Annotated in this window: 17 protein-coding genes; 16 read left to right on the top strand and 1 reads right to left on the bottom strand. The window is 70.9% G+C overall.

Annotated features, from left to right (window positions below):
* Genes ABD161_RS04070 through uvrB form a run of 5 tightly spaced genes read left to right on the top strand, consistent with a single transcriptional unit; the run spans position 1 to position 7,011 of the window.
* Positions 1-771, top strand: coding sequence for a LamB/YcsF family protein (locus tag ABD161_RS04070; protein ID WP_343999930.1), 771 nt, complete (start codon positions 1-3; stop codon positions 769-771).
* Positions 768-1,556, top strand: a complete 789-nt coding sequence (locus tag ABD161_RS04075) for a putative hydro-lyase (protein ID WP_343999932.1) — start codon at positions 768-770, stop codon at positions 1,554-1,556. Before ABD161_RS04070 ends, ABD161_RS04075 begins: the two co-directional genes overlap by 4 nt.
* Positions 1,553-3,154 (top strand): 5-oxoprolinase subunit B/C family protein, encoded by a 1,602-nt coding sequence (locus ABD161_RS04080; protein ID WP_343999935.1) that lies wholly within the window; start codon positions 1,553-1,555, stop codon positions 3,152-3,154. The genes ABD161_RS04075 and ABD161_RS04080 overlap by 4 nt, the downstream gene beginning before the upstream one ends.
* Before the next feature lies 1 nt (position 3,155).
* Positions 3,156-4,871, top strand: coding sequence for an acetyl/propionyl/methylcrotonyl-CoA carboxylase subunit alpha (locus ABD161_RS04085; protein ID WP_343999937.1), 1,716 nt, complete (start codon positions 3,156-3,158; stop codon positions 4,869-4,871).
* 58 nt (positions 4,872-4,929) lie between these two features.
* A complete protein-coding gene (uvrB, locus tag ABD161_RS04090; protein ID WP_135113598.1) occupies positions 4,930-7,011 on the top strand; it encodes an excinuclease ABC subunit UvrB in 2,082 nt (693 codons plus the stop codon).
* A gap of 12 nt (positions 7,012-7,023) precedes the next feature.
* Here the strand turns inward: uvrB and ABD161_RS04095 are convergent, their stop codons facing one another.
* A complete protein-coding gene (locus tag ABD161_RS04095) occupies positions 7,024-7,239 on the bottom strand; it encodes a hypothetical protein (protein ID WP_343999939.1) in 216 nt (71 codons plus the stop codon).
* Positions 7,240-7,303: 64 nt separating this feature from the next.
* On the opposite strand from ABD161_RS04095, the gene ABD161_RS04100 reads away from it, so the two are divergent.
* The 11 genes from ABD161_RS04100 (at position 7,304) to ABD161_RS04150 (ending at position 19,302) form a co-directional block, all read left to right on the top strand.
* Positions 7,304-7,750 carry a MarR family winged helix-turn-helix transcriptional regulator gene (locus tag ABD161_RS04100; RefSeq protein ID WP_343999940.1) on the top strand — a complete coding sequence of 149 codons (447 nt, stop codon included), beginning with the start codon at positions 7,304-7,306 and terminating at the stop codon, positions 7,748-7,750.
* Positions 7,751-7,829: 79 nt separating this feature from the next.
* Positions 7,830-10,718 (top strand): excinuclease ABC subunit UvrA, encoded by a 2,889-nt coding sequence (gene uvrA / locus ABD161_RS04105; protein ID WP_343999942.1) that lies wholly within the window; start codon positions 7,830-7,832, stop codon positions 10,716-10,718.
* The gene (gene uvrC, locus ABD161_RS04110) at positions 10,718-12,625 is read left to right on the top strand and encodes an excinuclease ABC subunit UvrC (RefSeq protein WP_343999944.1); all 1,908 of its coding nucleotides are present in this window, start codon (positions 10,718-10,720) and stop codon (positions 12,623-12,625) included. The genes uvrA and uvrC overlap by 1 nt, the downstream gene beginning before the upstream one ends.
* Positions 12,626-12,635: 10 nt before the next feature.
* Positions 12,636-13,535: an RNase adapter RapZ gene (rapZ, locus tag ABD161_RS04115; protein WP_343999945.1), complete on the top strand. Its 900-nt coding sequence runs from the start codon at positions 12,636-12,638 to the stop codon at positions 13,533-13,535.
* A gap of 124 nt (positions 13,536-13,659) precedes the next feature.
* A complete protein-coding gene (whiA, locus tag ABD161_RS04120) occupies positions 13,660-14,631 on the top strand; it encodes a DNA-binding protein WhiA (protein ID WP_135113586.1) in 972 nt (323 codons plus the stop codon).
* A 141-nt stretch (positions 14,632-14,772) separates the two neighbouring features.
* Complete coding sequence (locus ABD161_RS04125) at positions 14,773-15,399, top strand: superoxide dismutase (protein WP_343999948.1); 627 nt, start codon at positions 14,773-14,775, stop codon at positions 15,397-15,399.
* A gap of 92 nt (positions 15,400-15,491) precedes the next feature.
* The gene (gene gap, locus ABD161_RS04130; protein ID WP_343999951.1) at positions 15,492-16,499 is read left to right on the top strand and encodes a type I glyceraldehyde-3-phosphate dehydrogenase; all 1,008 of its coding nucleotides are present in this window, start codon (positions 15,492-15,494) and stop codon (positions 16,497-16,499) included.
* 101 nt (positions 16,500-16,600) lie between these two features.
* Positions 16,601-17,815: a phosphoglycerate kinase gene (locus tag ABD161_RS04135; protein ID WP_343999953.1), complete on the top strand. Its 1,215-nt coding sequence runs from the start codon at positions 16,601-16,603 to the stop codon at positions 17,813-17,815.
* Positions 17,812-18,594 carry a triose-phosphate isomerase gene (gene tpiA, locus ABD161_RS04140; RefSeq protein ID WP_406916379.1) on the top strand — a complete coding sequence of 261 codons (783 nt, stop codon included), beginning with the start codon at positions 17,812-17,814 and terminating at the stop codon, positions 18,592-18,594. Before ABD161_RS04135 ends, tpiA begins: the two co-directional genes overlap by 4 nt.
* A gap of 104 nt (positions 18,595-18,698) precedes the next feature.
* Complete coding sequence (gene secG / locus ABD161_RS04145) at positions 18,699-18,947, top strand: preprotein translocase subunit SecG (RefSeq protein ID WP_135113576.1); 249 nt, start codon at positions 18,699-18,701, stop codon at positions 18,945-18,947.
* Position 18,948: 1 nt separating this feature from the next.
* Entirely contained in the window at positions 18,949-19,302 is a 354-nt protein-coding gene (locus tag ABD161_RS04150; protein WP_135113574.1) for an RNA polymerase-binding protein RbpA, read from the top strand.
* The last annotated feature ends 116 nt before the right edge of the window (positions 19,303-19,418 follow it).

A 19,418-nucleotide genomic window follows, 5' to 3' on the forward strand; every position in this document is an offset into this window, starting at 1 on the left:
ATGACGGCGATCGATCTGAACTCGGACCTCGGGGAGAACACGCCCGACCGGATCGTGGCGGACGACGCCGCCATGCTCGGCATCGTGAGCAGCGCCAACGTGTCGTGCGGCTTCCACGCCGGCAGCCCCGAGGGCATCCGGGACACCCTGGCGTCGGCGGTCGCCAACGGCGTGACGATCGGCGCCCACCCGGGGTACCGGGACTACGAGGGGTTCGGCCGGCACGCGATGGACGTCGACTCCGCGATGCTGCAGGCGCACGTCGAGTATCAGCTCGGCGCGCTCCTCGGGCTTGCCGCCGGCGTCGGTGGCGTCGTCCGCTACGTCAAGCCGCACGGGGCGCTCTACAACACAATCGCGCGGGATGAGCGGCAGGCGCGCGACGTGGTGGCGGCGATCCGCGCGGTCGACCCGTCGCTCGTGATGCTGGGCCTCGCCGGCGGCGTCGCGATCGACGTCGCCGAGCGAGCGGGGCTCGCGACCGCGGCCGAGGCGTTCGCCGACCGGGCGTACACGCCCGGCGGCGAGCTCGTCTCGCGCACCCTGCCCGGCGCCGTACTGCACGACGCCGGGGCGGTCGCCGCGCGCATGCTGCGGCTCGCGCGCGAGGGAGTGATCGAGGCCGTCGACGGCACGCTCGTCCCCGTGCGCGCCGACTCGATCTGCGTTCACGGCGACAGCGCGGGGGCGATCGAGATGGCACGGGCCACGCGCGACCTGCTGGAGGCCGAGGGCATCCGCATCGCGCCGTTCGCGGGAGCGACGTCGTGAGGGCGGACGCGGTCGCCGAGGCCCGCGCCGCGCGCGCCGCATACCGGGCAGGACGCGTCGCCCCCACGAGCGGCGTCGCGCACGGCCTCGTGCAGGCCAACCTGATCTCGGTGCCGGCCGACTGGGCGTACGACGTGCTGCTGTTCGCGCAGCGTAACCCCAAGCCCTGCCCCGTGCTCGAGGTGCTGGACGCGGGGGCCGTCGAGTCGCGCATGGCACCCGGATCGGACCTGCGCACGGACATCCCGGCGTACCGGATCTGGCGGGACGGCGAGCTGGCGGAGGAGACGACGGATGCGTCGGCCGCGTGGGACGAGCATCCCGACCTCGTGTCCTTCCTGATCGGCTGCAGCTTCACGTTCGAGGCGGGCCTCGCGGACGCGGGCATCCCGATCCGGCATCGCGAGCTCGACCGCAACGTGCCGATGTACCGCACGGCGCGCCAGTGCGAGCCGGCCGGGCGGCTGCGCGGCGAGCTCGTCGTGTCGATGCGGCCGATCCCCGCGGGCCGGGTGGCGGACGCGGTGACGATCTCGGGGCGGTACCCGGCGGTCCACGGCGCGCCCGTGCACGTCGGCGATCCGGCCGCGCTCGGCATCGCCGACCTGCAGGCCCCCGAGTTCGGCGACGCCCCCGAGATCCGCGACGGCGAGGTGCCGGTGTTCTGGGCCTGCGGGGTGACCCCGCAGGCCGCCATCATGGCGTCGCGCCCGCCGTTTGCCGTCACGCATGCTCCCGGGCACATGTTCCTCACCGATGTCCCGGATGCGGAGTACCTGGCGTGAGGCGCGTCCTTGCGGCCTCCGATCGCGCGCTGCTCGTGGAGGAGAACGACCTCGAGGGGGCGATGCGGCTGCATGCCGCCCTCGAGGCCGCCGCGCTCCCGGGAGTCGAGGAGCTCATCCCCGCCGCGCGCACGGTGCTGGTGCGGTTCGACCCGGGCGCCGTGCCTCCCGACGCGCTTCGGCGCAGGATCGCCGAACTGACGGCGGTGGCGGATGCCGCGCCCGACGCCGGATCGGTGACCATCCCCGTTCACTACGGCGGCGAGGATCTCGCCGAGGTCGCGCGGCTGCTGGGGCTGACGGAGGACGAGGTGGTCGCCCGGCACATCGCCGCGACCTGGCGCGTCGCGTTCACGGGCTTCGCGCCCGGCTTCGGGTATCTCGTCGGCGACGATCCCGTGTTCGACGTGCCGCGCCGGCCGACCGCACGCACGCGGATCCCGGCCGGCTCCGTCGCCCTCGCGGGAACGTTCTCGGGCGTCTACCCGCGCGAGAGCCCGGGCGGGTGGCAGCTGATCGGCCGCACGGACGCCGTGATGTGGGATCTCCACCGCGACCCGCCGGCGCTCCTGGCGCCCGGCACCGTCGTCCGCTTCGAGCGGGCGGGGCGGGAGCCGATCGCCGCCGCCGCGGTGCAGGCAGTTCCCGCCGCGCACGAGGGCCCGTTCCAGGTCGAGGTGATCCGTCCCGGGCTGCAGCTCGTGATCGAGGACCTCGGACGGCCCGGCAACGCGGCGCTCGGCGTCTCGGCATCCGGAGCGGCCGACCGCGGGGCGCTGCGGCGCGCGAACCGCACGGTCGGGAACCTGCCCGGCTCGGCGGCGTTCGAGCTCGCCGGGGGAGGCGCGATCCTGCGGTTCCGCGGGGCGGGCGTCGTCGCCGTCGCGGGTGCGCGGATGGATCCGGTCATCGTGAGGGCCGACGGCGTCGAGTTCGCCGTGACCGACGCCGAGCCCGCCGCGATCGAGGACGGCGACGAGCTGCGGCTCGGACCCGCGCGGGACGGACTGCGCGCCGTGATCGCGGTGCGCGGCGGACTCGACCTCGAACCCGCCCTCGGCAGCCTCGCGAGCGACACGCTCGCGGGCCTCGGGGCGGGCCCGCACGGCGGGTCGCCCCTCGCCGCGGGTGCCGCGATCCCGCTGCGCGGACCGGCCGCCGCGCCGTCCGCGGTCGAGCCGTTCCCGGCGCCCCGCGATCCGCTCCCGGTCGCCGGCGATCGCGTGACGCTGCGGATCGTGCTCGGCCCGCGCGACGACTGGTTCACCGCCGCAGGCCTGCGCACCCTGCTCGAGCAGGAATGGCTCGTCACGCCGCGCTCCGACCGCGTCGGCATCCGGCTCGAGGGCGCCGCGCCCCTCGAGCGGGCGGTCGCCGGCGAGCTGCCGAGCGAGGGCGCCGTGACCGGCGCGATCCAGGTTCCACCCGACGGACAGCCGGTGCTGTTCCTCCCCGACCATCCGCTCACCGGCGGATACCCCATCATCGGCGCCGTGATCGACGCCGACCTCGACCTCGCCGGGCAGCTGCCGCCCGGCGCGCGCATCCGCTTCCGCCTCGCCGACGCCGGCGCGGGCCGCAGCGAGACAGGAGTCTGACGTGCAGAAGGTGCTCATCGCCAATCGCGGAGAGATCGCGGTCCGCGTGATCCGCGCGCTGTCGGAGGCCGGGAAGACCTCGGTCGCCGTGTACGCGGATCAGGACGCCGACGCGATGCACGTGCGTCTCGCCGACGAGGCACACGCGCTGGGCGGCGCGACCGCGGCCGACAGCTACCTGTCCATCGAGCGGCTGCTCGCGGCGGCGGCCGCCTCGGGCGCCGACGCCGTGCACCCCGGATACGGGTTCCTGTCCGAGAGCGCGGCGTTCGCACGCGCGGTCGAGGACGCCGGCCTCATCTGGATCGGTCCCAGCCCCGAGAGCATCGAGGCGCTCGGCGACAAGATCACCGCACGCGGCATCGCGCAGCGGGTCGGCGCGCCGCTGGTGCCCGGCACCGACGGGCCGCTCGGCTCGGCGGACGAGGCCGTCGCCTTCGCGCGCGAACACGGTCTCCCCATCGCGATCAAGGCCGCGTTCGGCGGCGGCGGCCGCGGGCTCAAGGTCGCCCGGCGCCTGGAGGACGTGGCCGAGGCGTTCGCATCGGCGTCGCGTGAGGCCGTCGCGGCCTTCGGGCGCGGCGAGTGCTTCGTCGAGCGCTTCCTCGACCGCCCGCGGCACATCGAGGCGCAGGTGCTGGGCGACGGGGCCGGCACGGTCATCGTCGTGGGCGACCGCGACTGCTCGCTGCAGCGGCGCAACCAGAAGCTCGTCGAGGAGGCCCCCGCCCCCGGGCTGACCGACGAGCAGCGCTCGCGGATCCACGCGGCCGCCCGCGACATCTGCGCCGCGGTGTCCTATCGCGGCGCCGGCACCGTCGAGTTCCTGATGGGCGAGGACGGCGTCATCTCGTTCCTCGAGGTGAACACGCGGCTGCAGGTCGAGCACCCCGTGACCGAGGCCGTCACGGGCGTCGACCTCGTGCGCGAGCAGCTGCGCATCGCCGCGGGGGAGGGGCTCTCGCTCTCGGCCACGCCCGTTCCGGTCGGTCACGCGATCGAGGTGCGGATCAACGCCGAGGATCCCGGGCGAGGCTTCCTGCCGAGCCCCGGTGCGGTGACGGGGCTGCGGATCCCGGCCGGGCCGGGCGTCCGGTGGGACGGCGGCATCGAGGCGGGGGACGCCGTGCAGCCCGCCTTCGACTCGCTCATCGCGAAGCTCATCGTCTCGGCCCCGGATCGGGACGCCGCGCTCGTCCGCGCGCGCCGCGCGCTGCGGGAGCTCGCGGTCGACGGCGTCGCGACCGTGGCGCCGTTCGCCCGCGAGATGCTCGCCGATCCGGCGTTCTCGACGACGGGCTTCGCCGTCCACACGCAGTGGATCGAGGCCGAGCTGATGCCGCGCATCGAGGTGCAGCCGCGCCCGGAGCCGGTGCCCGATGCGGGGCTGCGTCGCTTCCCGATCGAGCTCGACGGCCGTCGGGTCGTGGTCGGTCTGCCGGCGGACCTGCTCTCCGGATTCGCGAGCGCCGCGCCCGCCCCGACGCCGGCCGCCGCCGCGGATCCGTCGGTCCTCGCCGCGCCCGTACCCGGTGCAGTGGTGCGCTGGCTCATCGAGGACGGCGGCGCCGTCGAGGAGGGGCGGGATGTCGCGGTGATGGACGCGATGAAGATGGAGACGACGGTGGCGGCGCACCGCGCCGGCATCCTGCGCCACCGCGTCGACGTCGGAGGGGCCGTCGCCGTCGGCGATCCGCTCGGCGCCGTCGAGGCCTGAGGTTCCGCCTCCAGCGAAGCCCGGGCCCCGTGTCGGTGGCCCCTCCTAGGCTTGGAACATGCAGACGACGCGGAGCGTGCGCCCGTTCGAGGTGGTCAGCGAGTACATGCCGTCCGGCGACCAGCCGAAGGCGATCGCCGAGCTCGCGGCTCGCATCAACGCGGGCGAGACCGACGTCGTGCTGCTCGGCGCGACCGGTACGGGAAAGTCGGCCACGACCGCCTGGCTGATCGAGCAGGTGCAGCGACCGACGCTCGTGATGGCGCACAACAAGACGCTCGCCGCGCAGCTGGCCAACGAGTTCCGCGACCTGATGCCGAACAACGCGGTCGAGTACTTCGTCTCGTACTACGACTACTACCAGCCAGAGGCGTACGTGCCGCAGACGGACACCTTCATCGAGAAGGACTCGTCGATCAACGCCGAGGTCGAGCGACTGCGCCACTCGACGACGAACTCGCTGCTCAGCCGCCGCGACGTCGTCGTGGTCAGCACCGTCTCGTGCATCTACGGCCTCGGCTCGCCCGAGGAGTACCTCCGGGCGCTCGTCGCGCTGCAGGTGGGGGAGCGCTACGACCGCGACGCGCTCATCCGCCAGTTCATCGGCATGCAGTACAACCGCAACGACGTCGACTTCTCGCGCGGCAACTTCCGGGTGCGCGGCGACACGATCGAGATCATCCCCGTCTACGAGGAGCACGCGATCCGCATCGAGCTCTTCGGCGACGAGATCGAGGCGCTGTACAAGCTGCACCCGCTCACGGGCGACGTGATCGAGCGGCTCGACGCCATCGCGATCTTCCCCGCGACGCACTACGCGGCGGGAACCGACACCATCCAGCGCGCGATCAAGACCATCGAGCACGAGCTCGAGGAGCGCCTGAAGGAGCTCGAGTCGCAGGGCAAGCTGCTCGAGGCGCAGCGCCTGCGGATGCGCACGACGTTCGACCTCGAGATGCTCCAGCAGCTCGGCTTCTGCTCGGGCATCGAGAACTACTCGCGCCACCTCGACGGGCGCATGGCGGGCGAGCCGCCGCACACGCTGCTCGACTTCTTCCCGGATGACTTCCTGCTCGTGATCGACGAGTCGCACGTGACGGTGCCGCAGATCGGCGCGATGTACGAGGGAGACGCCTCGCGCAAGCGCACGCTCGTCGAGCACGGCTTCCGGCTTCCCAGCGCCATGGACAACCGCCCCCTCCGGTGGGACGAGTTCAAGAACCGCATCGGTCAGACCGTGTACCTCTCGGCCACCCCCGGCAAGTACGAGATGGGCATCGCTGACGGCGTGGTCGAACAGATCATCCGCCCGACGGGCCTCATCGACCCCGAGATCGTGGTGAAGCCCTCGAAGGGGCAGATCGACGACCTTCTCGAGGAGATCCGCGTCCGCGTCGAGCGCGACGAGCGCGTGCTGGTGACGACCCTCACCAAGAAGATGGCCGAGGAGCTCACCGACTTCCTGGGCGAGCACGGCGTGCGCGTGCGCTACCTCCACTCGGATGTCGACACCCTGCGCCGCGTCGAGCTGCTCACCGAGCTGCGTCAGGGCGTGTACGACGTGCTCGTGGGTATCAACCTGCTGCGCGAGGGCCTCGACCTGCCGGAGGTGTCGCTCGTCGCGATCCTCGACGCCGACAAGGAGGGCTTCCTGCGCTCGGGGACATCTCTCATCCAGACCATCGGACGCGCGGCGCGCAACGTGTCCGGCCAGGTGCACATGTACGCCGACCGGATCACAGACTCGATGAGGAACGCGATCGACGAGACCGAGCGGCGTCGCGAGATCCAGATCGCGTACAACCTCGAGAACGGCATCGACCCGACGCCGCTGCGCAAGCGCATCGCGGACATCACGGATCAGCTTGCGCGCGAGGGCGCCGACACCGACGCGATGCTGTCGAAGCGCGATGCGGCGCGGGCGAAGAGCGGTAAGAGCAAGACCCCGACGCCGGTGCGCAAGCGCGAGGGCCTCGCGGCCGAGGGCGCCCAGCAGCTCGAGGACACGATCGCCGATCTCAGCAAGCAGATGCTCGCGGCGGCCGAGGAGCTCAAGTTCGAGCTCGCCGCGCGCCTGCGCGACGAGGTGCAGGACCTCAAGCGCGAGCTGCGGCAGATGGAGAAGGCGGGCCACGCGTAGCCCGGCGCTTGCCTAGAGGGGCGTCGGGCAGTGAAGCGTGCCGTCGCCCGAGCGCGTGTGCTCGTCCTTGCGGCGCCCGCAGTGGGCGCAGACGTCGCCGTCGCGGTTCCGCGGCAGGTTCGGGCTGACGTGCGGCGGGCCGGCGAGGCGGATGAGGGTCGCGTTGAACCACTGGTAGAGGCCGCCGGCCTCCCGGACGCGGTCGCGCAGCGGGGCCTTGTCACTCATGATGCTTAGTGTACTAAAGACTAACGCTTAGTCCACTAAAGACCTGGTGTGTGAGACTGTACGGGTGTCCGAGCTTCAGGAAGATCTGCTTGCGCTGGAGAACCAGCTCTGCTTCGCGATCGTGACCGCGGCGCGCAACGTCGTGTCCATCTACCGGCCGATCCTCGAGCCGCTCGGGTTGACGCACCCGCAGTACCTCGTGATGCTCGCGCTCTGGGAGAGCTCGCCGCGCAGCCTCGGCGAGGTCGCCGAGGAGCTCGCCTTCGATCCCGCCACCGCGTCGCCTCTCGTGAAGCGCCTCGAGGCGCAGGGCCTCGTGCGCCGCAGTCGGCGCTCGGACGACGAGCGTCGCCTCGACATCGATCTCACCGACGCGGGCCGCGCGCTGCGCGAGCAGGCGCTCTCCGTGCCGATGCAGGTCATGGAGCGCGTGGGCATGACGCCCGCGGAGGTCGCGTCCCTGCGGGATGCCCTGAAGCCGTTCTCGTGCAGGCTGGACAAGCTCGCCTGAGGCTGGGGTTCGCCTGGGGATCGGGCCCGGAACTTCGAACAAAGGTCCGCATGTCGGTGGGGGCACCTAGACTTGTCGGGTGCCGATCGTCCCTGTCTCCAGCCCCGGAAAGATCAGTGTGCGCGGTGCCCGCGTGCACAATCTGAAGAACGTCGACCTCGAGATCCCGCGCGATTCGATGGTGGTCTTCACCGGCCTCTCGGGGTCGGGCAAGTCGAGCCTGGCGTTCGACACGATCTTCGCGGAGGGCCAGCGCCGCTATGTCGAGTCGCTCAGCGCCTACGCCCGCCAGTTCCTCGGGCAGGTCGACCGCCCGGACGTCGACTTCATCGAGGGTCTGAGTCCCGCGGTCTCGATCGATCAGAAGTCGACGAACCGCAACCCGCGGTCGACCGTCGGCACGATCACCGAGATCTACGACTACATGCGCCTGCTGTGGGCGCGCATCGGCGTCCCGCACTGCCCGCAGTGCGGCGAGAAGATCCAGCGCCAGACGGTGCAGCAGATCGCCGACCAGCTCAACGCGCTCCCGGAGGGCACGCGCTACCAGGTGGTCGCGCCCATCGTCAGCCAGAAGAAGGGCGAGTTCGTCGACCTCTTCAAGGAGCTCGGTGCAAAGGGCTACTCGCGCGCGATCGTCGACGGCGACCTGATCCAGCTCGCCGAGCCGCCGACGCTCAAGAAGAGCTACAAGCACGACATCTCCGTCGTGATCGACCGGCTCGTCTCGCGCGAGAACATGCTCGGGCGCATCACCGACTCCGTCGAGACCGCCCTGGGCCTCGCGGGCGGCGTGCTGCAGGTCAACTTCGTCGACGAGGAGGGGGATGACGCCTGGCAGTCCTTCTCCGAGAAGCTGTCGTGCCCGAACGGTCACGCCCTGCAGCTGACCGAGATCGAGCCCCGCACGTTCTCGTTCAACGCGCCCTTCGGCGCGTGCCCCGCGTGCTCGGGTCTCGGCACGCGGATGTCGGTCGACGTCGAGCTCATGCTCGGCGACGAGGACTTGTCGATCCGCGAGGGCGTCATCGTGCCCTGGACCACGCAGGGAAAGGGCCTGTTCCAGTACTACGAACGGCTGCTCGTCGGTCTCGCGCATGACCTTGGCTTCTCGCTCGACACCCCGTGGCGCGCGCTGCCGCAGGCGGTCAAGGACGCCGTGCTCTACGGAGAGGGCTACAACGTCAACGTCCGCTACAAGAACCGCTGGGGCCGTGAGGTCCGCTACGCGAGCGGCTTCGAGGGCGTCGTGCCGTACATCGAGCGCCAGTGGTCGCAGGCCGAGAGCGACACGCAGCGCCAGCGCTGGTCCGAGTACCTGCGCGAGGTGCCGTGCCCCGTCTGCGACGGCGACCGGCTCAAGCCCGAGGTGCTCGCCGTCAAGGTGCACGACCGCTCGATCGCCGAGGTCTCGCACCTCAGCCTCGAGGACGCCCGGGGCTTCATGGAGCTGCTCACGCTCACCGACCGTGAGGCGCACATCGCCGCCCAGGTGCTGCGCGAGATCCGCGTCCGGCTCGACTTCCTCATCCGGGTCGGCCTCAACTACCTCACGCTCAGCCGCGCGGCGGGCTCGCTCTCGGGCGGCGAGGCGCAGCGCATCCGCCTGGCGACGCAGATCGGCACGGGCCTGACCGGCGTGCTGTACGTGCTCGACGAGCCGTCGATCGGCCTTCACCAGCGCGACAACCGCCGCCTGATCGAGACCCTCGTCACGCTGCGCGACCTCGGCAACACCCTCGTCGTCGTCGAGCACGACGAGGAGACGATCGAGGCGGCCGACTGGGTCGTCGACATCGGTCCCGGCGCGGGCGAGGGCGGCGGACAGGTCGTCCACTCGGGCCCCTACGAGCAGCTGCTCGCGGACAAGAGCTCGATCACGGGCGACTATCTCGCGGGGCGCCGCGAGATCCCGACGCCCAAGAAGCGCCGCCGCATCGACCGCAAGCGCATGCTCTCGGTCGTCGGCGCGCGCGAGAACAACCTGCGCGACGTCACGGCCGATTTCCCGCTTGGCGTGCTGACGGCCGTCACCGGCGTCAGCGGATCGGGCAAGTCCACGCTCGTGAACGACATCCTCTACGAGGTGCTCGCGACGCGCCTCAACGGCGCGCGCCGCGTCGCCGGCAAGCACACCCGGGTGACGGGCCTCGAGCACCTCGACAAGGTCGTGCACGTCGACCAGGCACCTATCGGGCGCACGCCGCGGTCGAACCCCGCGACCTACACGGGCGTGTTCGACCGCATCCGCAACCTGTTCGCCGAGACGCCCGAGGCGAAGGTCCGCGGCTACCAGGCCGGGCGCTTCAGTTTCAACGTCAAGGGCGGCCGCTGCGAGGCGTGCTCGGGAGACGGCACGCTGAAGATCGAGATGAACTTCCTCCCCGACGTGTACGTCGACTGCGAGGTCTGCCACGGCAAGCGGTACAACCGCGACACCCTGCAGGTCCACTACAAGGGGAAGAACATCGCCGAGGTGCTCGAGATGTCGATCGCCGAGGCGGCCGAGTTCTTCGAGCCGATCCAGGCCATCCACCGCTACATGAAGACCCTCGTCGACGTGGGGCTCGGCTACGTGCGCCTCGGCCAGTCCGCCACGACGCTCTCGGGCGGCGAGGCGCAGCGCGTGAAGCTCGCGACCGAGCTCCAGCGCCGCAGCAACGGCCGCAGCGTGTACGTGCTCGACGAGCCGACCACGGGTCTTCACTTCGAGGACGTGCGCCGCCTGCTCGAGGTGCTCGACAGCCTCGTCGAGAAGGGCAACACGGTGATCGTGATCGAGCACAACCTCGACGTGATCAAGTCCGCCGACTGGATCATCGACCTCGGGCCGGAAGGCGGCTCGGGCGGTGGTCAGATCATCGCCACCGGCACGCCCGAGCAGGTCGCCACCGTCGAGGGAAGCCACACCGGCGAGTTCCTCGCCGAGGTGCTCGGCATGCGGGAGCGGGCCCGCAAGGCGGGCTGATGCGCGAGCAGCTCGCCTACAAGCCGAAGCCGGGGGAGATCCCGACCAATCCGGGCGTCTACCGGTTCCGCGACGCGCACGGGCGGGTGCTCTACGTGGGCAAGGCGAAGAACCTGCGTCAGCGGCTCTCGAACTACTTCGCGCCGCTCCACACGCTCCACGAGCGCACGCGCCGGATGGTCACGACCGCGGCGTCCGTCGAGTGGACGGTCGTGCCGACGGATGTCGACTCGCTGCAGCTCGAGTACCAGTGGATCAAGGAGTTCGATCCGCCGTACAACGTCCGCTACCGCGACGACAAGTCGTACCCCTTCATGGCGATCACGCTCGCCGACGAGGCGCCGCGCGTTATGGTGACCCGCAACCGGCGCATCCCCGGGGCGAAGTACTTCGGCCCGTTCCCGAAGGTCTGGGCGGTGCACGACACCATCGATCTGATGATCAAGGTGTTCCCGATCCGCACCTGCAGCGACTCGTCGTACAAGCGCGCGATGCAGACCGGGCGGCCCTGCTTCCCCGGTCAGATCGGCAAGTGCGGCGGGCCGTGCTCCCACCGCGTCACGATCGCCGAGCACCGCGCGATCGTCGACGACTTCATCGCGTTCATGCAGGGCGGCGACGAGCGCTTCACGCGCGACCTCACCGCACGCATGAAGGCGGCGGCCGCCGCGATGGACTACGAGCACGCCGCCGTGCTGCGCGACAAGCTCGCCTCGATCGAGGCAGTGCTCAACAAGAGCGCGCTCGTGCTGCCGGCCGACACCGACGCCGACCTGTTCGGCATCGCCGAGGACGAGCTGTCGGCCGCCGTGCAGCACTTCGTGATCCGTGGCGGACGCGTCCGCGGCGTCAGCTCCACGACCATCGACAAGGAGCTCGACATCTCGGGCGGCGACCTCGTCGACCAGATCCTGCAGCGGGTCTACGGCGACGCCGCACCTGCCGACATCCCGCGCCGGGTGCTCGTCCCGGTGCTGCCGCCCGATGCCGACGAGCTCGAGCAGTGGCTGCGCGGCAAGCGCGGGAAGTCCGTGGAGATCGCCGTCGCCCAGCGCGGCCAGCGCGCCGAACTGCTCCGCAACGCGACGCTGAACGCCCAGCAGGCGCTGCTGCGGCACAAGACGCGGCGCACGAGCGACTACTCGGCCCGCACGCAGGCCCTCGGCGATCTGCAGGAGGCGCTCGGCATGGACGAGGCGCCGCTGCGGATCGAGTGCTTCGACATCTCGCACCTGCAGGGGACGAACGTCGTCGGCTCGATGGTCGTGTTCGAGGACGGGCTGCCGCGGAAGGATCAGTACCGGTCGTTCTCGATCGCCGAGACCACCGACGACACCGACTCGATCCACCAGGTGCTCACACGCCGGCTCGCGCATCTCGACCGCCCGGACGAGCCGGAGGCCGCCCCGAGCGAGGAGGGCGCCGTCGTGAAGAAGCGCCCCCGGTTCGCCTACCCGCCGCAGCTCCTGATCGTCGACGGCGGCAAGCCGCAGGTCGAGGCCGCCGCCCGCGCGCTGCGCGAGTCCGGGCACGAGGAGATCGCGCTGTGCGGCATCGCCAAGCGGCTCGAGGAGATCTGGCTGCCGGGCGACGACTTCCCGGTGATCCTGCCGCGCACGAGCGAGGCGCTGTATCTCGTGCAGCGCCTGCGCGACGAGGCGCACCGCTTCGCGATCTCGCACCAGCGTCGTCGGCGCAAGCGCGACATCCGCAGCGTGCTGAGCGAGGTCCCGGGTCTCGGCGACGCGCGCATCCGGGCGCTGCTGCGGCACTTCGGGTCGGTGTCGGCGCTGCGCGGCGCGACCGTCGCGCAGATCGAGGAGCTGCCCGGGATCGGCCCGAAGCTCGCCGAGACGGTCTTCCGTCATCTGCAGGGAGACCTCCGCGAGGAAGCCCCCACCCCATAGGCTGGAAGCGATGATCGCCGACGAAGCACGCCGCCCCGAGGACACCACTGTCACCGGGGAGGTGCTCATCGTCACCGGCATGTCCGGCGCCGGGCGATCGACGGTGGCGAACGCCCTGGAAGACCTCGACTGGTACGTGGTCGACAACCTGCCGCCGCAGATGCTGCGTCCGCTGCTGGATCTCGCGGGCCGACTCGGCGGGCAGCTCCCGCGGGTTGCAGCGGTCGTCGACGTCCGCGGCCGCGACCTGTTCGCGGAGCTCCCCGCGGAGGCGCAGGCGATCCGCGACAGCAGCAACCTGCGCGTGGTGTTCCTGGACGCCTCCGACGACGTGCTCGTGCGGCGATTCGAGGCAGTGCGCCGCCCGCACCCGCTGCAGGGCAACGGCACGCTCGTGGACGGGATCCATCGCGAGCGCGCGGTCCTCGCGCCGCTGCGGGAGAGCGCCGACGTGATCATCGACACGTCGCGCTTCAACATCCATCAGCTGGCCAACCGGGTGAGCGACCTCTTCGCCGACGCCGAGGCGCCGGCCCACGCGCTGACGGTGCAGAGCTTCGGCTTCAAGTACGGGCTGCCGCCCGACGCCGACCTCGTCGCCGACATGCGCTTCCTGCCGAACCCGTTCTGGAACGACGACCTCCGAGGGCTGACGGGCGAGGACAGCGACGTCAGCGAGTACGTGATGGCCCAGGAGGGCGCATCCGAGTTCCTCGACGCGTACGCGACAGCCCTGCGCCCGGTGCTCGCCGGCTACCAGCGCGAGAACAAGCGTCACTCGACCGTTGCGATCGGATGCACCGGCGGCAAGCACCGCTCGGTCGCGATGGCGATCGCGCTGGCGGAGCGGCTCAAGGATGTCCCTGGCGTCGCCGTGCGGGTGCGTCACCGCGACCTCGGGCGGGAGTAGCGGCCCGGAGCTCCCGACTAGCGCCCTCCGCTGGGAAGTCGCCCCCGGTGGCGAGGGGCCCCCAGCAGGTAGGCTGTCTCTTCGCGCCGAGCATGGCGCTGCAGTCTGTGAAGTAGGGAGAACGGTGTCTCTGACCGCCGATGTCAAGGCCGAATTGGTCGCCGTGCGCGACCCGCGACCGTCGGTGCGCGTCGCCGAGCTGACCGCGCTGCTGCGGTTCGCCGGGGGGCTGCACTCGATCGCCGGACGCGTGGCGGTCGAGGCCGAGGTCGACACGCCTGAGCTCGCCCGCCGCACGGCGCGCGACATCGCCGAGATCTACGGCGTCCGCCCCGAGCTCGCCCGCATCCAGGGCTCCGGAAGCCGCGAGGGCGAGTACTTCGCCGTGCGCGTCGTCGACGGCGGCGAGACCCTCGCGCGCCAGACGGGGCTCCTCGACGTGCGTCGCCGCCCCGTGCGCGGCCTGCCGAACAAGCTCACCACCGGATCGCGCGACGACCTCGCCGCCGTCTGGCGCGGCGCGTTCCTCGCCTCGGGCAGCCTCTCCGAGCCCGGCCGCTCCGCCTCGCTGGAGATCGCGTGCCCGACCGGCGAGGCCGGCATGGCGCTCGTCGGCGCCGCACACCGCATCGGCGTCGCCGCGAAGGCCCGCGAGGTGCGCGGCGTTCCGCGCGTGGTCGTCCGCGAGGCGGAGGCGATCCGCGGCATGCTCGTGGCGATGGGCGCGGCGCAGACCGCGACCGAGTGGGACCAGCTGCGTCAGCGCCGTGAGGTGCGCGCCGGCGTGAACCGCCTCGTGAACTTCGACGACGCGAACCTGCGTCGCTCCGCGCAGGCGGCCGTCGCCGCGTGCGCCCGCGTCGAGCGCGCGCTGGAGATCCTCGGCGAGGACGTGCCGCCGCACCTGCGCCAGGCCGGCGACCTGCGCCTCGCGCACCGCGACGCAAGCCTCGACGAGCTCGGCCACCACGCCGACCCGCCGCTGACGAAGGACGCCGTCGCCGGCCGCATCCGCCGCCTGCTGGCGATGGCGGACAAGCGCGCCGAGCAGGAGGGCATCCCCGGCACCGAGGCGGCCGTCCCCGCCGGTTCCTGAGGAACCGGTCGCGCGATCCTGTCATCGGGCATCCCGAGGTCTTCCTTGCTCACTAGGATGAATCTCGTCCGGTCCCGTCGCGAGAGCGACGAGGAGGCACACCGATAGCGTCGGCAACCCCGGCGCGGATGGGAACTTCGCATGGCTGTCTACACCCTCCCCGACCTGCCTTACGACTACGCAGCACTCGAGCCGCACATCAGCGGCAAGATCATGGAGCTGCACCACGACAAGCACCACGCCGTGTATGTCGCCGGTGCGAACACGGCGCTCGAGCAGCTCGCCGCCGCCCGCGAGAGCGGTGACTTCGCCAACGTGAACAAGCTCGAGAAGGACCTCGCGTTCCACCTCGGCGGACACACCAACCACACGATCTTCTGGAACAACCTCTCGCCGAACGGTGGGGGAGAGCCCGAGGGCGAGCTCGCCGCGGCCATCGCCGACCAGTTCGGTTCGTTCGCCGCGTTCCAGGCGCACTTCGCCGCCGTCGCCAACGGCATCCAGGGCTCCGGCTGGTCTGTCCTCGCGTGGGACGCCATCGGCCAGCGCCTCTCGATCTTCCAGCTGTTCGACCAGCAGGCGAACGTGCCGCTGGGCGTGACGCCCCTCCTCATGCTCGACATGTGGGAGCACGCGTTCTACCTCGACTACCTCAACGTGAAGGCGGAGTACGTCAAGGCGTTCTGGAACATCGCCAACTGGCAGGATGTCTCCGCTCGCTTCACCGCCGCCCGTGAGAAGACCGCCGGACTGCTCGTCGCCGGCTGACCGACGGAGGTCCCGTCGGGGTGCCTGCCCGCCGGGACGCCCCGTCACCACCAAACCGCGCGCGCAGCGCGCATGACCTACAGGAGACCTCAGTGTCCGTCAGGATCGGAATCAACGGCTTCGGCCGCATCGGCCGCAACTTCGTCCGCGCAGCTCTCGCGCAGGGCGCCGACATCGAGATCGTCGGTGTCAACGACCTCACCGACAACAAGGCGCTCGCGCAGCTGCTGAAGTTCGACTCGGTGGGTGGCCCGCTGGGCAAGGACGTGACCTTCGACGAGCAGTCGATCACGGTTGACGGCCACGTCATCAAGGCGTTCGCCGAGCGCGACCCCTCCGCCCTCCCGTGGGGCGAGATCGGCGCCGACATCGTCATCGAGTCGACCGGTCGCTTCACCAAGCCCGACGAGGCAGCGAAGCACCTCGCCGGCGGCGCCAAGAAGGTCCTCATCTCGGCCCCGGCCTCCGGCCCGGCCCCGACTTTCGTGATGGGCGTCAACGAGGACAAGTACGACGCGGCGAACGACCACGTCATCTCGAACGCCTCGTGCACCACGAACGCGCTCGCCCCGCTGGCGAAGGTGTTCAACGACGCCTTCGGCATCGAGCGCGGCTTCATGATGACCGCTCACGCCTACACGGCCGACCAGAACCTGCAGGACGGCCCGCACAGCGACCTGCGTCGTGCGCGCGCCGCGGCGATCAACATCGTGCCGACCTCGACCGGTGCCGCCAAGGCGATCGGCCTCGTGCTGCCCGAGCTGAACGGCAAGCTCGACGGCACCAGCTACCGCGTGCCGGTGCCCACCGGCTCGATCGTCGACCTGACGCTGGTCACGAAGGACGGTCTCACCGTCGACGAGATCAACGCCGCGTACCAGGCGGCCGCCTCGGAGGGCCGCCTCAACGGCATCCTGCAGTTCTCGACCGACCCGCTGGTCTCGAGCGACATCCAGCTCAACCAGCACTCGTCGATCTTCGACTCGGGCCTGACGAGCGTCGCCGGCAACCTGGCGAAGGTGTCGGCCTGGTACGACAACGAGTGGGGCTACTCGAACCGTCTCGTCGACCTCGCCGAGTACGTGGGCGCGCAGCTCTGATCTGACGTCACCTGAGGCCCGTCGGCACCGGATCCCCGGTTGCCGGCGGGCCTTCGTCGTGCGTCCTGTGAGAGCGGATGCCGCGCGGTAGAGTCGGATCGATGTCTCTGCGAACTCTCGATTCCCTCGGTTCGGTCGCCGGCAAGCGCGTCATCGTGCGCTGCGACCTCAACGTCCCCCTCAAGGACGGCACGATCACGGACGACGGGCGCGTGCGCGCGTCGCTCCCCACCCTGAACGCCCTGATCAACGCGGGAGCCCGCGTGATCGTCGTCTCGCACCTCGGTCGTCCCGAGGGCGCGCCCGACGCCAAGTACAGCCTGGAGCCGGTCGCGCAGCGACTGTCCGAGCTGCTCGGCAAGCCGGTCGCGTTCGCGCGGGACACGGTCGGCGAGTCGGCTCGGGATGCGGTCGCGGCCCTCGAGGACGGCGACATCGCCGTCCTCGAGAACCTGCGCTTCAACCCGGGCGAGACGTCGAAGGACGACGCGGAGCGCGGCGCCTTCGCCGAGCAGGTCGCCGCCCTCGGCGACGTGCTCGTCTCGGATGGCTTCGGCGTCGTCCACCGCAAGCAGGCGAGCGTCTACGACCTCGCGCAGCGGCTGCCGAGCGCGGCTGGCCTGCTGATCGCGACGGAGCTCGAGGTGCTCGACCGCCTCACGGAGACCCCGGAGCGGCCCTACACGGTCGTCCTCGGCGGCTCGAAGGTGTCCGACAAGCTCGGCGTCATCGACCACCTGCTCCCGCGCGTTGACCGCCTGCTGATCGGCGGCGGGATGCTCTTCACCTTCCTCGCCGCCCAGGGCCACAAGGTCGGCTCCAGCCTCCTCGAGGAGGACCAGCTCGAGAAGGTGCGCGGATACATCCGCGAGGCGCAGGAGAAGGGCGTCGAGCTCGTCCTGCCGACCGACATCGTCGTCGCCGCCAAGTTCGGCGCCGACGCGGAGCACGCCGTGACCGCGGCAGACGCCATCGAGGACACGCCCTTCGGCGCCTCCGGCATCGGCCTCGACATCGGCCCCGACAGCGCCGCGGCGTTCGCCGAGGCTGTCCGCGGCTCCAAGACGGTGTTCTGGAACGGTCCGATGGGCGTGTTCGAGTTCCCCAACTTCGCCAACGGCACGAAGGTCGTCGCCAAGGCGCTCACCGAGGTCGACGGCCTCAGCGTCGTCGGCGGCGGCGACTCCGCCGCGGCGGTGCGCCAGCTCGGCTTCGAGGATGCGGCCTTCGGCCACATCTCGACCGGCGGCGGCGCCAGCCTCGAGTTCCTCGAGGGCAAGAAGCTTCCCGGACTGGAGGTCCTCGGATGGGCATGATCCGCACCCCGCTCATCGCGGGCAACTGGAAGATGAACCTCGACCACCTTCAGGCGGTCGCATTCGTGCAGAAGCTGCACTGGGCGCTCAAGGACGCGAAGCACGACTTCGAGTCGGTCGACGTGTCGGTCTTCCCGCCGTTCACCGACCTGCGCAGCGTGCAGACGCTGATGGACGCCGACAAGATCCCGTTCGGCCTCGGCGCGCAGGATCTGTCCGTCCACGAGTCGGGCGCGTACACGGGCGAGATCTCCGGCGCGTTCCTGAAGCGCCTCGACGTCGGATCGGTCATCATCGGCCACTCCGAGCGTCGTGAGTACCACGCGGAGGGCGACGACATCGTCGCCGCGAAGGTCAAGGCGGCCCTGAAGCACGGGCTCGTCCCCGTGATCTGCGTGGGCGAGACGGCGGAGGACCTCGAGACCCACGGCGCCAGCGCCGTGCCGGTCGGTCAGCTCGAGATCGCGCTCGACGGCGTGGACGCCGCGGCGGACATCGTCGTCGCGTACGAGCCGGTCTGGGCGATCGGTTCGGGCCAGGCGGCGACGCCCGAGCAGGCGCAGGAGGTGTGCGCGAAGCTCCGCGACGTCGTGAAGACGAAGCTCGGCGACGACGCTGCCGCGCGCACCCGCATCCTGTACGGCGGTTCGGTGAAGGCCGCGAACATCGCGAGCTTCATGCGCCAGCCGGATGTCGACGGCGCCCTGGTGGGCGGCGCGAGCCTGATCGTCGACGAGTTCGCCTCGATCATCCGCTTCCAGAAGCACGTCGGCGTCTGAGTCGTCGTCGACCCGCCCTGCCGCGCACGACCGCGCGGCGGGGTGGGCCGTATACTGATCCTTCGTGCGGGTTCTCCGTTCCGCACCCACGAAAGGTCTCCTTAGTGTCGGTCATCGAATTCATCCTCCAGGTGCTGCTGGGGCTCACCAGCCTGCTCCTGACGCTGCTGATCCTGCTGCACAAGGGACGGGGCGGCGGGCTCTCCGACATGTTCGGCGGTGGCATGTCGCAGGCGATGGGCTCGTCGGGCCTCGCCGAGCGAAACCTCAACATCCTGACCATCGTGCTCGCCCTCGTGTGGTTCTTCTCCATCGTGGGCCTCGGCCTCATCACGAAGGCCTCGGTGCTCTGACATGGCCGTCGGTGGTAACGCGATCCGCGGCACGCGCGTCGGCTCCGGCCCCATGGGGGAGCAGGACCACGGGCACCACGCCGACCGCATCTCGGTGAGCTACTGGGACGGGCTCGGCAACGAGACGGTGCGCCACTATGCGGCGGGGCTCCCCGAGGAGGAGATCCCCGACATCGTCGACCACCCGCACTCGGGGCTTCCCGCGGGGCGCGACAAGGACAACCCTCCCGCCGTCGCCAAGAACGAGCCGTACAAGACGCACCTCGCCTACGTGAAGGAGCGTCGCACCGACGACGAGGCCGAGGAGCTGCTCGACGAGGCGCTCCAGAAGCTGCGCGAGAAGCGCGGCCAGTAAGCCTTCACGCGCAGCACGCGTCTGCTGCTCCCACCCGACTCCGGTCGTTGAGCGAGGAGCGAAGCGACGAGACGAAACGGCCCGGACTCCCCTGCGGCAGATGCCATGGGAAGTCC

The organism is Microbacterium paludicola, from assembly GCF_039529675.1.
In the GTDB taxonomy this organism is placed as follows: Bacteria; Actinomycetota; Actinomycetes; order Actinomycetales; family Microbacteriaceae; genus Microbacterium; species Microbacterium paludicola.

Excerpts from the sequence above, each read along its gene's own strand:
- ABD161_RS04125 (WP_343999948.1), top strand. The coding sequence starts at position 14,773 with ATGGCTGTCTACACCCTCCCCGACCTGCCTTACGACTACGCAGCACTC.
- rapZ (WP_343999945.1), top strand. The coding sequence starts at position 12,636 with ATGATCGCCGACGAAGCACGCCGCCCCGAGGACACCACTGTCACCGGG.
- uvrB (WP_135113598.1), top strand. The coding sequence starts at position 4,930 with ATGCAGACGACGCGGAGCGTGCGCCCGTTCGAGGTGGTCAGCGAGTAC.
- uvrC (WP_343999944.1), top strand. The coding sequence starts at position 10,718 with ATGCGCGAGCAGCTCGCCTACAAGCCGAAGCCGGGGGAGATCCCGACC.
- tpiA (WP_406916379.1), top strand. The coding sequence starts at position 17,812 with ATGATCCGCACCCCGCTCATCGCGGGCAACTGGAAGATGAACCTCGAC.
- ABD161_RS04150 (WP_135113574.1), top strand. The coding sequence starts at position 18,949 with ATGGCCGTCGGTGGTAACGCGATCCGCGGCACGCGCGTCGGCTCCGGC.
- ABD161_RS04095 (WP_343999939.1), bottom strand. The coding sequence starts at position 7,239 with ATGAGTGACAAGGCCCCGCTGCGCGACCGCGTCCGGGAGGCCGGCGGC.
- ABD161_RS04070 (WP_343999930.1), top strand. The coding sequence starts at position 1 with ATGACGGCGATCGATCTGAACTCGGACCTCGGGGAGAACACGCCCGAC.
- ABD161_RS04135 (WP_343999953.1), top strand. The coding sequence starts at position 16,601 with ATGTCTCTGCGAACTCTCGATTCCCTCGGTTCGGTCGCCGGCAAGCGC.